10 protein-coding genes are annotated in these 12453 nt (G+C 74.5%); 1 reads left to right on the forward strand and 9 read right to left on the reverse strand.

Translation table 11 applies throughout. From position 1 onward, the window contains the following. Positions 1-311 precede the first annotated feature (311 nt). Entirely contained in the window at positions 312-1724 is a 1413-nt protein-coding gene (locus tag ACWGH0_RS10995; protein WP_453403850.1) for a glycosyl hydrolase, read from the forward strand. Here ACWGH0_RS10995 and ACWGH0_RS11000 read toward each other — a convergent pair. The 9 genes from ACWGH0_RS11000 to ACWGH0_RS11040 form a co-directional block, all read right to left on the reverse strand. Beyond that, positions 1678-2859, reverse strand: a complete 1182-nt coding sequence (locus ACWGH0_RS11000) for a GNAT family N-acetyltransferase (protein WP_453403851.1) — start codon at positions 2857-2859, stop codon at positions 1678-1680. The genes ACWGH0_RS10995 and ACWGH0_RS11000 overlap by 47 nt on opposite strands. After that, on the reverse strand, positions 2859-3662 hold the full coding sequence (locus tag ACWGH0_RS11005; protein WP_453403852.1) for a lipopolysaccharide biosynthesis protein: 804 nt from the start codon (positions 3660-3662) through the stop codon (positions 2859-2861). Before ACWGH0_RS11005 ends, ACWGH0_RS11000 begins: the two co-directional genes overlap by 1 nt. After that, positions 3659-5011 (reverse strand): glycosyltransferase, encoded by a 1353-nt coding sequence (locus ACWGH0_RS11010; RefSeq protein WP_453403853.1) that lies wholly within the window; start codon positions 5009-5011, stop codon positions 3659-3661. The genes ACWGH0_RS11005 and ACWGH0_RS11010 overlap by 4 nt, the downstream gene beginning before the upstream one ends. Beyond that, positions 5008-5820 carry a polysaccharide deacetylase family protein gene (locus ACWGH0_RS11015; RefSeq protein ID WP_453403854.1) on the reverse strand — a complete coding sequence of 271 codons (813 nt, stop codon included), beginning with the start codon at positions 5818-5820 and terminating at the stop codon, positions 5008-5010. The genes ACWGH0_RS11010 and ACWGH0_RS11015 overlap by 4 nt, the downstream gene beginning before the upstream one ends. After that, positions 5810-7648 (reverse strand): lipid II flippase MurJ, encoded by a 1839-nt coding sequence (locus ACWGH0_RS11020; protein ID WP_453403855.1) that lies wholly within the window; start codon positions 7646-7648, stop codon positions 5810-5812. Before ACWGH0_RS11020 ends, ACWGH0_RS11015 begins: the two co-directional genes overlap by 11 nt. 212 nt (positions 7649-7860) lie before the next feature. Continuing rightward, positions 7861-9156, reverse strand: coding sequence for an O-antigen ligase family protein (locus ACWGH0_RS11025; RefSeq protein WP_453403856.1), 1296 nt, complete (start codon positions 9154-9156; stop codon positions 7861-7863). Between the two features lie 2 nt (positions 9157-9158). Beyond that, the gene (locus ACWGH0_RS11030) at positions 9159-10577 is read right to left on the reverse strand and encodes an exopolysaccharide biosynthesis polyprenyl glycosylphosphotransferase (protein ID WP_453403857.1); all 1419 of its coding nucleotides are present in this window, start codon (positions 10575-10577) and stop codon (positions 9159-9161) included. Beyond that, complete coding sequence (locus tag ACWGH0_RS11035; RefSeq protein WP_453403858.1) at positions 10574-11689, reverse strand: glycosyltransferase; 1116 nt, start codon at positions 11687-11689, stop codon at positions 10574-10576. The genes ACWGH0_RS11030 and ACWGH0_RS11035 overlap by 4 nt, the downstream gene beginning before the upstream one ends. A gap of 309 nt (positions 11690-11998) precedes the next feature. Then, the gene (locus tag ACWGH0_RS11040; protein WP_453403859.1) at positions 11999-12295 is read right to left on the reverse strand and encodes an STAS domain-containing protein; all 297 of its coding nucleotides are present in this window, start codon (positions 12293-12295) and stop codon (positions 11999-12001) included. Positions 12296-12453 lie beyond the last annotated feature (158 nt).

Genomic DNA, 12453 nt, shown 5'->3' on the forward strand with positions numbered 1-12453 from the left:
GGGGGCGGGGTGTTTTTGGGTTTTGCACCGCACTCGCGGGGGCGGGGGGGGGGCCGGTGGCGGGGGGGGCCCCGGGGCCGGGCGGCCCCGGCCCCCCAGGGCCGGGGAGGACCGCTCCGGTGCGACCCCGTTTCACGAACGGGGGCGGTCCGCGTCACTCCGCGGTGAACTCGCCGAATTCACCCGAGTGGCCGTTTTCAGCGGGCGGCGTTTCGCCAATGGCCCAGTGACGAGCATGCGGACAGCCCATTAGTACGACTTTCTGCCTACTGTCGGACGCGTCGGCACGAACGACGATCGTAGGAGGAGTCATGTCCAAGAGGCGCCGTCTCACAGGCACCTGCGTCGGGACGGTTGCCATGGGTCTCGTCGTCGCCGGTGGTGTTCTCGCGGGTGGCACGGCGGGAGCTTCGCCCGCCGCCGACCCGTCCCCGGTCGCCGTCCCCTCCCCGGCCGAAACCCCTTCCCCGGCCACGGACGCGACTCCGTCCGGGGCGCCGTCTCCGCTCCCGGCCGAGGACGGGGGGCCCTCCGGGGGGCCGTCGCCCGCCCCGGCCGGGGACGACGACACGCCCCGGGAGCAGTTCCCCGCCATCGGCGCCTATCTCGACTACGGGCCCGACGGTGTGCGGCGGATGAGCGAACTCTCGGAGTGGCTGGGCGGTGCGGAGCTGTCGGTCGGTCACACGTACCTGCCGGGTGACATGTGGCGGAACATCGAGGGCCGCCCCGAGTTCCTGCGCCCCTGGGCCGAGTGGCGGCGCGGTGCGCCGGACCGGATGTTCGTGCTCAACGTGCCCATGATGGAACGGAACGAGGAGCGCCTCGACGACGACGAGGTCCGCGACCTGCTGCGGGAAGGCGCCCGGGGTCGCTTCGACCGCCACTACCGGAAGCTGGCCTCCAACCTGGTGAAGTCGGGTGTGCCGGACACCGTGATCGTCCTCGGTTGGGAGATGAACGGGACGACGTACTCGCACCGCTGCGCTCCCGACCCCGGCGCCTGGAAGGCGTACTGGAACCGCGTCGTCGCGGCGATGCGTTCGGTGCCCGGCCAGCAGCTCCGGTTCGACTTCGCGCCGAACCGCGGCATCGACGCCATTCCGTGGACCGAGTGCTACCCGGGCGACGACGTCGTCGACATCATCGGCATGGACTCCTACGACCAGCCGCCCGGCGACACGTTCGAGCAGCAGGTGTCGGACCCGTACGGACTCCAGGCGCAGGTCGACTTCGCCGCCGAGCACGGCAAGGCGATCTCGTACCCGGAGTGGGGCCTGTTCCGCAACGGCGACAACCCCGCGTACATGGAGGGGATGCTCGACTGGATGGCCCGGCACAAGCCGCTGTACCAGACCATCACCGACTACTGCCCGCACGGCGTGTGGCAGTGCGAGGAGAACCCCGAGTCGTCGGAGGTCTTCCGCTCCCGGCTGTCCGGGTGGCAGTCGCCGCCCGTGACGCAGACGCCGCCCTCCGCTCCCCCGTCCGCCCCGCCGGCGCCGCCCCAGGCGCCCGCGCCCTCGCCGTCCGCGCCGAAGCCCGGCGAGGGCAGGCCGGACAGGCCGACGCCGACGGAGCCGCCCCGGCGGCCGGGCGACCAGGAGGGCACCCACTCCGACGCCTGGTGCGTGCCGATGAGCATGGGCGAATGGATCAACCAGTGGATGCGCGACTTCACGGTGTGCGTGCGGCCCCGCCTCCCTGAGCGCTGGAAGTCCTGACCCCCTCCGCCCGCCAGTTGTTCACCCGGTCGCGCCAGTCGCGCGCCGCCGGGAAGCGGGCGGTGACGGTCCCGGCGGCCCGGTCCCGCATGGTCACCTGAGACTCGCGCACGCGCAGCAGGGGCTCCAGGGGGGACCGGGCCAGCAGCAGGCGCTGGTTGGTGACCGCCGCCGGACGCCAGTGGTTCTTGTACGCCTCCGAGCCGCGCAGCAGGCTCAGCACCGCGCGGCCCGAGTCCGCCGCCAGCTGCGCCTCGTGGCGCAGCAGCATCGTCGTCACGTCGACCTTCCTGTCCCGCAGCGCCGGGTCGGCCCCGTACAGGTAGCCGCCCGACAGCAGGCCGGACTGGAGCGTCATGCTCACCGCCACCACCTCGCCGCCCAGCCGGAACTCGGTGAGCGCGGCGTCGCCGTCCCGCAGCATCCGCTGCCCGGCGCGCACCAGGTGTGCGGCGAAGCGGGGCCTGAGGTGCTCGACGTTGACACCCCGGCCGCGCCACTGCTCCTCGTGCAGGCGCAGCAGGCGGCCGACGGCCGCGGGCACCTCCGGCTCGCTCACCACACGGGCCTCGACGCCCAGCGCGTCGATCTTGCGCAGCTTGGCCCGCACGCGCTGGGCCCTGCTGCTCGGCATCCGTCCGACCAGGCCGTCGATCGGTTCGGCCGGGAGTTCCATGCACGTCGAGTCCGTGAGGCGGGCCCGGGCGCCGGTCCACCTCTCGTACAGCTGCTCGGCCGCCGCGCCGGGCCGCACCTCGCGCAGGTCGATCACCGCCTGGCGGGCGGCGCGGTCGAGGCCGCGTTCGAGCGCGGTGAGGGCGCCGGGCGTCTCCTCGTCGTCGACCAGGACGTCGGCGAAGTCGGAGATCGCGCCGCCGAGGGGCACGAGCAGCGGCATCGGGCGGTGCACGAGCATCAGCGGCGCGGCGCCGACGAGCCGGCCGTCGCGGCGGGCCAGTACGACGCGCAGACGGCCCCTCGTGCCGTACGACAGCCACCAGGAGTGCAGCCAGGCGTGGCTCTGGAACGGGGTGGACGCGGCGCAGCGCCGGTGCAGGGCGTCCCACTCGGGCTGGAGCCGTGCGAACCGGGCGGGGTCCCGGCACAGGGTGGCGGTGAGGCCGCGGCCGGCCATCACACGAGCTCCCGCTCGGCGTCGGCTGCGGCGTTCGCCTTGGACCGGGCGTTCGCCTTCGCCTTGGTGTTCGCCTTCGCGGCGGCGGGCTTCCCGCCGTTCGCCGGCGCGTCGGCGCTCGCCCCGGTGGGGGCGGTGGACGGGGCGGGCACCGACGCCGACGGGGTCCTGCGGGCGCGGTGGGGGCGTACGAGGAACGCCAGGCCGCCGAGGAGACCGCCGGTGCAGCCGCCCACGGCGGCGCTGATACCGGCGGACGGGGAGGCCGGCTCGGCCGGGGCGATCGCCTGCGAGAAGACGATCAGCTTGACGCCGGTGTTCTTCGCGACGTGGTTACTGCTGACCTGCACCGCTTCCGCCACCGCGTTCGCGATGTCGGCGGCGACGGCCGGCTTCGTGGCGGTGCCGGTGATCGCGATCATCGGCGAGTCGGGCGACGTCTCGGTACTGACCTGGGTACGGAGCGCCTGCGGCGGCACCCCCGCCGCGACGCGCGCGTACGCGAGGGTGGAGTCGCTGGTGGTGATCCGGCCGTACGCCTGGGCGTAGCCGAGCGCGGCGGTCGGCTCCGTGCCCTTGCCGGGGACGGCCACGACGTAACTGGTGGCGGTGTACTGCGGCGTCTTGAGGACCCCGTACGACACTCCGCACAGCGTGCCGAGAAGGGCGCACACCGGCACCGGCCACCAGGCCGGGACGCGGGTCGCTTTCGCCTTCCGCGCGGTCTGTGCGAGGAGCCGGGTGAGGCGGCCGGGGGCGGCGGGGGGCAGCTGGTCCTGCCGCTGGTCGGGGGAATCGGTCATCGGTTGGCTTCTCTCCTGGTCGGGGGAGCTGAGGCGAGGGCGCGTTCGTACACGTCCATGAGGCGGGCGCTGCTGCGTGCGATGTCGTAGTGGCCGACGGCGGGCGGCGGGGGCAGGCGGCGCACTCCGCCCTCCATGCGCTGCCGCAGGGCCGCCGTCAGTTCACCGACGCTGCCGCTGATGCGCCGGGCGCCGGGTGCGTGGCCCGGCGGCAGGTCGTCGATGGCGGGGCAGGTGCGGTGGAGTACGGGCAGCCCGGCGGCCAGGGCCTCGACCACGGCCAGGCCGAAGGCCTCCTCCCGTGACGTCGACACGAAGACGTCCATGGCGGAGAGGAGGGCTGGGACGGGGGTGGGGGTGAGGCCGGGAGTGATGCGCGTGTCAGGTGTGGCAGACGTGGCGCAAGTGGCTGGCACGGCGGGTGTGGTGGGCACGGTGGATGTGACCGGAGTGGCGGGTGTGGTCATGAGGGTGGCCGGTGTGGTGGGGGCCGGCTGAGTGGCCGGGGTGCGCCGGGCGCCTGGGGCGCGGTGGGTTTCCTGGGTGATAAGGGCGTCCGGGGCGCGGTGGGTTTCCTGGGTGTCGGGGGCGCATTCGCCCAGGAAGCGGATGCGGTCCGTCGCGCCCAGACGGGCCGTCAGCGTGCGCAGGGCGTCCGTCTCGGGGCCGTCGCCCGCCAGCAGGAGCCACGCGCCGGGCAGCGCCGCCACCGCGCGGACCAGTACGTCGAACCGCTTCCCCGGCACGACCCGGCCCACCCCGCCCACCACGAAGGCGTCGGCGGGGATGCCGAGCCGCGCACGGGTCGCGGCGCGCACCGCGGCGTCGTAGCGGAACCGCGCGGCGTCGATGCCGTTGGGGACGACGTGGATGCGCGCGGCCGGCACGCCCCAGTCGCGCAGCCGCCCGGCCACCGTCGTGGACACGGCCACGGTCGCCGAACCGAGGCGTTCGGTCGCCAGGTACAGCGCGCGGGCCCCGCGGGTGAGCGGACGGCCCTCGATCTCCGTCTTCCCCAGCGAGTGCTCCGTGGCGACCGTGGCCCCGACTCCCGCGAGCCGGGCGGCGATTCGCCCGTACACGCAGGCGCGGTACAGATGCGTGTGGACGAGGTCGTACCCGCCGCTGCGGACGAGCCGCGTCAGGGCGGGCAGCGCCTTGAGGTCCCGGTTGCCGCCCATCCCCAGGTGCGTGACGCGCACGCCGTCCGCCCGCAGCCCCTCGGCCACCGGACCGGGGTTCGTGAGCGTGACCACGTCGCAGGACACCGGCAGGTGCCGCAGCAGCAGGCGCAGTTGCTGCTCGGCTCCCCCGACGCCGAGGCCGGTGATGACGTGCAGCGCCCTCATCGGGCGGCGCCGTGGCGGGCGAACCGGTGCCGTGCGCGTTTCGCCCACAGGCGCAGCTCCCCGTCGGCGTGGCTGACGTGGGTGCGCGGCAGGGCGTACGGGCCGAACAGGGGGCCAGGAGCGATGGCGAAACCGTGGGCGTAGCCGGCGGCCTCGACCGAGCGGACCGCCCTGGGGTCGATCGTGCCGTACGGGTAGCAGAAGCTGTCCGGGGCGGTTCCGGTGATCTCGCCGATCAGTTCCCGGCTCTCCTGCGTCTCGCGGCGCAGCTCGTCGTCGGAGAGGTCCGTCAGGCGCCGGTGGTACAGGCCGTGCGAGCCGACGTGCATGCCCGCCCGCGCCGCTTCGGCGATCTCGTCCCGGGTGAGCAGGGGCTTGCGCGGGCCGAGCGGGTCCCACTCGTTGGAGCCGCCGCACCGGCCGGGCAGGACGAACACCGTGGCGGAGCAGCCGTGGCGGCGCAGTACCGGCAGGGCCGCGTGCAGGAAGTCGGCGTAGCCGTCGTCGAACGTCAGGCCGACCAGGCCGGTGGCGCGGCCCGCCGCGTGGGCCCGCAGCAGCGTGCCGACGTCCACTCCGGTCAGTCCGCGGCCGCGCAGCCACCGCAGGTGCCGGTCGAGCCGGTCGGGGGCGACGGTGATGCCGTACGGGTCGTCCGCCGGGTCTGCCACCGAGTGGTACATCCAGATCCACGGCGGGGCGTGCGGACCCGACGGGGGGCGTCTGGACAGGGGGTGCTCGGACCGGGCGTGCTCGGAGAGTGCGTGGTCGGCGAGTGCGGAGTTGCGGGTCGCCGTTTCAGCGGCCATGACGGAACCTCTGTTGGGTGAGGGCCAGCAGGTGGACGACCTCCGGGGCTCGTACCGCGAGCCCGGAGAGAACGAAGACGGCGGGAACGAGCACGCAGCCGGCGGCCACGCTCAGCAGGGGGCCGCCCGGCGTCACCGGCGCCGCCGCCCATCCGGCGGCGGCGGCCGCGGCGGCGGCGACGGTCAGACGGGCCAGGGCGGCGGCGACCGTCCGGACGCGGATGGGGACCACGCGCGATCCGAGGCCGCCGAGGAGGAGCAGGGCCGTCGTACTGATGCCGACGGCGTTCGCCGCCGCGATGCCGTACACGCCGAAGCTCCCCACCGCCGCCGCGCCCGCCGCGGTGGTGACCGCCAGGCCGGCGGCCATCGCGGCGGCCGGGTACCAGGTGGGGCGCCCCGCGGAGAAGAACGGGCGGCTCAGGGCACCCACCAGGCAGTGGCCCAGGAGGCCCATCGCGTACACGCGCATGACGGTCGACGTGGTGGCGGTGTCCCGCGCGTCGAACGCGCCGCGCTCGAAGAGGACTTCGATGATCTGCGGCGCGTAGCCGAGGACCATCGCGGTGCCGAGGAGTACGACCGTCCCGGCCAGGGCCAGGTCCCTCTCGACCCTGCGGCGGGCTCCCTCCTCGTCCCCCTCCGCCATCGCGCGGGCGACCACCGGGTACGTCACCGTGCAGATCATGAGGGACAGCACCATCGGCATCTGCGCGACCTTCTGCGCGTAGTTCAGGTGCGAGATGGCTCCGCCGGGGAGCGGTGACGCGAGGAAGCGCTCGACCAGTACCTGGGCCTGGCGGCCCACCGCGAAGAGCACCACGGGGGCCAGGACCGCCATGGGGAGCAGGTGGGTCAGGGGTGTGCTGGTGTGGGGGGTGGGGGTGTCGGTGCGGGTGGGTGGGGTGCGGGTGGGGTTTTGTTTTGTCAGGTGCAGGAAGGTGGGGAGCTGGGTCAGGATCATCAGGACGCTGCCCGCCGCCACCCCCGCCGCTGCCGCCCTGACGCCCCAGAGGTCGTACAGGGTCAGCGTCGTGACGATGATCCCGACGTTGTACGCCGCGTAGACGCCGGCCGGCAGCAGGAAGCGTCCGTGCGCGCGCAGGGCTGCGCTGAAGTATCCGGTGATGCCGAAGGTCAGTACGGTGACGGCCGTCAGGCGGGTGCACTCGATGGCCAGTTCCGGGTCGCCGAAGCCGGGGGCCAGCAGGCGCACCAGCCAGGGCGCGCCCAGGATCAGCAGCACGGCCGTGCAGGCCAGCGCCGCGCAGAGCCGGGGAAGCGTGGCGAGGACCAGGGCGCGTACGGCGTCGTGCGAGAGGGTCGGGTCCTGGGTGCGCTGGGCGGCCCGGCGGGCCAGGGCGTGGCTGAAGGCGGGGACCAGGAGGAGCGCCATGGCGTCCTCGATCAGCAAGGTGGACGCCATTTCCGGGACGGTCCAGGCGATAAGGAAGGCGTCGCTCTCCACGCTCGCGCCGAAGAGGTGGGCGATGGTCTGGTCCCGGAGCAGGCCCAGGAGTGCCCCGGCTGCGGTCAGCGCGGCGGTTACGGCGGCGGCCCTCGCCAGGAAGCGGCCCAGTCCGGGGGGTGCGGATGCTTCCGGGGGGTGCGGGGTCGTCGCCGTGGCGTGGGGGGCCGGGGGGGGCGGGGTCGACGCCGTGGCGTGGAGGGCCGGGGGGTGCTCAACCCCTGGCGCCGTGGTGGTGTGCGGTGCCGGGGGCCCTGGGGTCGGTGCCGCGCCGGGGCGTCTCCTCGGGCGCCGAACGTGCGGGGTGGTGCGGTCTTCGGGGTGGTTGCGTTCGACACCCTGCGGGGAGCGCCCCGGCACGTCCCCTCCCGCCACCGTGGCAGGTGACGCGGGGGGTTGCTGCACCCCTGGCGCTGTGGCGGTCCGCGAGGGCTGCTCGGCCCCTGGCGCTGTGGCGGTGCGCGGGGGCGGCTGGAGCCCTGCACCTGTGGTGGCGTGCGGGGGCTGCTCGGCCCCTTGCGCTGGGGTGCTGTGCGGGGTGGTCCTGGGGGGTTCTTGTACGGGGGTGTCTGTCATCGCTGTGCCTCGGGGGACAGGGCCCACCAGGCCGCCAGGCCCAGGATTACGCCGGTGAGGACCGTCGAGGGGCCGCCGATGTCGGCGTACAGGAAGTCGACCGTCTGGTAGACCGCCAGGCCGACGGCCGCCAGGCCGCAGTCCGCGGCGGGGTGGGCCCTTCGCAGTCGGCGCAGGGACGCCGTCAGGACCGCCGCCCAGGTGCCCACGAAGGCCGTCAGGCCGATCAGGCCCTGTTCGCTGAGGACCAGGAGGTACATGTTGTGCGGTGAGAGCAGGGGCTGCTTGTGGAACGTCTGGCCGGCTCCCGCCGTGTCGCTTCCCGAGGAGAGGCCGATCGACGCGTGGCCGTCGCGGTGGACGGGGAAGCCCTTGAGGCCCACGCCGGTGGCGGGGTCGTCCTGCCACATGCTCGCGGCGGCGGCCCACATCGTGTACCGGTCGTTGACCGAGCGGTCGGGGGTCTTCGTCACCTCGGTGATGCTGGTGAGGCGTTCGGAGATCATCTGTGAGCCGACGCCGAAACCGCCCACCAGCACGACACCGGCCGCCGTCAGTGCGGCCAGCGCCTTGGCCGCCTGGCGCGGGCCGGTGAGGAGGATCATCGCCACGGCTGCGACGGCCGTGGCGATCCACGCCCCTCGGCTGAAGGACACGGCGAGCGGGACGGTCAGCGCCGCCGAGGCCGCGATCGCGCAGGGGCGTACCCAGGGCGGCGCGGTCTTCGGCGTGCGCAGGGCCAGGGCCAGGGTCGCCAGCAGGCCGTAGGAGACGACCGTGGCCATCCCCATGACGTCGGTCGGGCCGAAGGTGCCCACCGCTCTGATGTCCTCGCCCATGTACGACGCGCCGGTGCCGGTCGCGTACTGGTGGACACCGATCGCGCCCTGGGCCAGCGCGAGGACGATCAGGGCGCCGGTGACGACGCGGAAGTGGTGGGGCGTGCGCAGGAGGAGGACCACCGCCGCCGGGACCAGGACGAAGACCTGGAGGTAGCGGACGAAGCCGGTGAGCGCGGCGGTCGGGTCCGTGGCGGTCGCCGTAGCCACGGCGATGCCGACGGCGGGCAGGCCGAGGACCAGCGCGGCGACGGGGGTGAGGGGGCGTCGCCGCAGTGCTCCGGCCAGGGCGACGGCCACCAGGGCGCAGGACGCGATGTCGGCCGGCGTGATGTTGGCCGACGGTCCGGCCGCCGCCGCCTGGACGGGCACCGCCAGCAGCAGCACCGTGGCGATCAGCGGGAGGAGGGGGAGGCGGACGCGGGGGGCCGCGGTCGCCCACAGGAGGGTCATGCTCAGCTGCCTCCGAGCCGGAACAGGGAAGCGGCGGTGCGCGTGAGGATGCACACGTCCTGCCAGAGCGACCAGGTCTCGATGTAGTGGTTGTCGAAGCGGGCGCGGTCCTCGATCGAGGTGTCGCCGCGCAGGCCGTTGACCTGCGCCAGGCCGGTGATGCCCACGGGCATCCGGTGGCGGGCCTGGTAGCCGGGGTAGGCGCGGCTGAACTTGGTGACGAAGTACGGGCGTTCGGGGCGGGGCCCCACCAGGCTCATGTCGCCGCGCAGGACGTTCCAGAGCTGGGGCAGCTCGTCGAGGGACGTGCGGCGCAGGATGTTGCCGGTCGGACTCATGCGGTGGTCCGTGGCGACGCTCCAGCGCGTGGCGGACTCGTGCTCGTCGGCCGGGCGGAGCGTACGGAACTTGAGGAGCGTGAAGGGGCGGCCGTCGCGGCCGATGCGCTCCTGGCGGAAGATCACGCCGGGGCCGTCGGAGAGGCGTACGGCCAGGGCGCACACGGCCATCACCGGCGCGGCGGCCACCAGCGCCACCGCTGCCACCAGGGCGTCCATGGCCCGTTTGGCCGCCCGGGACAGGGGTCTGCCGCTGTGCAGGGGGCGTACGGCGAATCCCCAGAGGTGGTCCGGGTCCTTCGTGGGCGCGCGGCCCTCGACCTGCCACAGGCGGCAGTCGTGCTCGGTGAGGAGGGCGACGAGCCGGGCGTCGGGGAGCTGTTCGGGCGCGTGGGTGAAGACGGCGTGGCGTACGGAGTTCTGGATGACCGCGCGGGACACGTCCTCCGGCGTCGTCAGCACCGGCAGGGTGTCCGTGCCGGCTTCCGTGTGGGCCTCGTCGACCCTGCCCACCGGGCGCAGTCCGTACTCGGCCCTCGTGTGCAGGGCCGCCGCGATCTGGTGGGCGACCGGTCCCCGGCCCACGATCAGCGCCGACTGCGGGCGGCGGGCCGCCGTCCGGCGGCGGATCCGGTAGACGGCGGCGCGGGCGGCGCAGCTCAGGAGCGTCTGGGCGGCGACGGCGAGGGCGAGGGTGCTCCAGGGCAGCGCGTGCCGCGGGGCGTACGCGGTGAGGGCTTCCGCGGTGGCGTACCACTGGATCAGCGCGAGGAGCAGCAGCGGGGGGATCTCGGCGAGCGCCGACGGGGACAGGCGGGGGCGGTAGAGGCCCCGGCAGGTGTGCAGGGCCAGCATGAGCGCCGCGAGGGGGGCGAGCACCACGGCCGGCCACGGCGTCAGCGCCAGGGTGAGCGCCACGGCCAGTGCGTCGGCCGCGAGCGGTCCGGCGACGGGCCCGCTGCGGCGGATGCTCCGGGGGGCGAGGGGCACGGGGCGGCGGCCGGTGGCGCTCCTCGGCGGGCGGACCGTCGTGGCGGCCGGCGCCACGGCCGTGGTCTGGGCGAATGCACTCTCCGTCGTCATCGCTCGGTGCGCTTCCTCGTCATGGGTCGGTGCAGGCTGAGAAGTTCCCGATAGAGGTCGGAGACGGCCGCGGCGGTCGTGCGCACGTCGCGGGCCGACCGGGTGTGGGTCTGTGCCTCGCGGCCGAGGGCCGCGCGGAGTCCGGGGTCGGTGAGCAGGGCGGTGAGCGCGGCCGCGAGGGCGGCCGGGTCCTCCGGCGGTACGAGGCAGTGCGCCTCCTGGCCGGGCGGCAGGCTCTCCCGGGCGCCGCTGACGTCGGTCAGTACGACGGGCCTGCCGCAGGCCATGGCTTCGAGCGGGGCCAGGGCCATGCCCTCCCAGCGGGACGGGAGGACGACGACGTCGGCGGCGTGGAACCACGACCGGGTGTCGCGGCTCGCGCCCGCGAAGAGCACGCCGGGCGGGGCGTCCGCCTCCAGCCGCTCGCGGTCGGGGCCGTCGCCCACCAGGACCAGCCGGGCGCCGGACGCCGGCACGTCCCGCCAGGCCCGCAGCAGGACGTCCTGGCCCTTCTGGCGGCACAGGCGGCCGACGCAGACCACCAGGGGAGCTCCGGCGCGCAGGCCGGAGAGCAGGGGCAGCGCGGCGCGGGCCGGGGCCCGGCTCGCCCCGTCGTCGGGGCGGAAGTGGCGCAGGTCCACGCCGTTGCGGATCACCGACCAGCGGGCGGCGATGCCGGCCTCCTCCCCCGTCCGGCGCTCGCTCTCGCTCACGCACAGGGTCCTGGCGGCCCAGCGGGCCCCGTACCGCTCCCAGGTGCGGGCGAGGGCGGCCTCCCGGCCCCGTACCGCCTCGAAGGACCAGGCGTGCGGCTGGAAGACGGTCGGCACGCGTCCGCGCAGGGCCAGCCGGCCGGCGAGCCCGGCCTTGGCGCTGTGGGCGTGCACGACGTGGGGGCGGCTGCGGCGGATGAGCCGGGCGGCGGTCACGACCTCGCCGGCCAGGGCCGGACCGGGAGCGCGTTCGGCGGGCCAGGCGTGTACGCGCGCCCCCGCCGCGGCGGCCTCGGACGCCAGGGTGCCGTCCGGCGGACAGGCGACGACGGCGCGCAGCCCTTCGGCCGTCTGCGCTCTGACGAGATCGGTGACAACGCGCGCGACTCCCCCTTCCACCGGCTGAACGAGATGAAATACCGTCAGTTGGCTCGGCTCAATCCAACTCTGTTGCGGCACGGGCGGCTCTCTTCATACGTGGACCGTAGAACTGACCGAGAAAGCAACCGCGTATTTCGGCTTTCCGACTGGGCGACAAAAGCAGAAGTGAACTTTGTCAGACAGACAGTGGGAAAATCGCGCATGAACGCGCCCGTTCGGCCATTTGGAGCCGCGCACGGGAAAGGAGTTCCGGGGGGCTTCACATGCTGGGAAAGGCCATTGCGCCCGTGTCCGGAAACCACCCATCGGGTGATCGCGTCGAAAGGGCTACTGTCCGGTAGGCGCGTGGGGGTGTTCTTCGTACGCGCCGAGCCCGACCAGGCGCAGCAGCGCCAACAGGTCCGGGCCGGCGCCCCGCAGCCGCAGGCGGCAGCCGGATCGGCGGGCGGTGAGCCGGAGGCGGGCCAGCGCCTCGACGGCGGTGAGGTCGGGATCGGTGAGCCGGGCGACGTCGCACAGCACCTCGGTGGCGACCGCGTCGCACAGCAGCTCGTCCAGCCGCGCGCACAGGAGGGGGACGTCGGCAGGGGTCACCCGGCCGGCGACGACGAGAACGGTCGGCATCGTGGCATCCACATGGGGAAGACCCCGGCCGGGTCCGGAACTCATCGGTGAACGGAAGCGGGGGGGGGGGGGGGGGACCCGCCCCCCCCGCCGGGGTTTTGGGCGGCCGGCGGCGGGTGGGGGCCCCCCCCAACGGGGGGGGGGGGTGGTGGGGCGGC

This window comes from Streptomyces sp. NPDC054887, assembly GCF_053610585.1.

What these genes read in the sequence shown, in the direction of transcription:
- ACWGH0_RS11005 (WP_453403852.1), bottom strand. Translation starts at nt 3,662, where the DNA reads ATGACCGATTCCCCCGACCAGCGGCAGGACCAGCTGCCCCCCGCCGCC.
- ACWGH0_RS10995 (WP_453403850.1), top strand. Translation starts at nt 312, where the DNA reads ATGTCCAAGAGGCGCCGTCTCACAGGCACCTGCGTCGGGACGGTTGCC.
- ACWGH0_RS11015 (WP_453403854.1), bottom strand. Translation starts at nt 5,820, where the DNA reads ATGGCCGCTGAAACGGCGACCCGCAACTCCGCACTCGCCGACCACGCA.
- ACWGH0_RS11010 (WP_453403853.1), bottom strand. Translation starts at nt 5,011, where the DNA reads ATGAGGGCGCTGCACGTCATCACCGGCCTCGGCGTCGGGGGAGCCGAG.
- ACWGH0_RS11040 (WP_453403859.1), bottom strand. Translation starts at nt 12,295, where the DNA reads ATGCCGACCGTTCTCGTCGTCGCCGGCCGGGTGACCCCTGCCGACGTC.
- ACWGH0_RS11000 (WP_453403851.1), bottom strand. Translation starts at nt 2,859, where the DNA reads ATGGCCGGCCGCGGCCTCACCGCCACCCTGTGCCGGGACCCCGCCCGG.
- ACWGH0_RS11030 (WP_453403857.1), bottom strand. Translation starts at nt 10,577, where the DNA reads ATGACGACGGAGAGTGCATTCGCCCAGACCACGGCCGTGGCGCCGGCC.
- ACWGH0_RS11025 (WP_453403856.1), bottom strand. Translation starts at nt 9,156, where the DNA reads ATGACCCTCCTGTGGGCGACCGCGGCCCCCCGCGTCCGCCTCCCCCTC.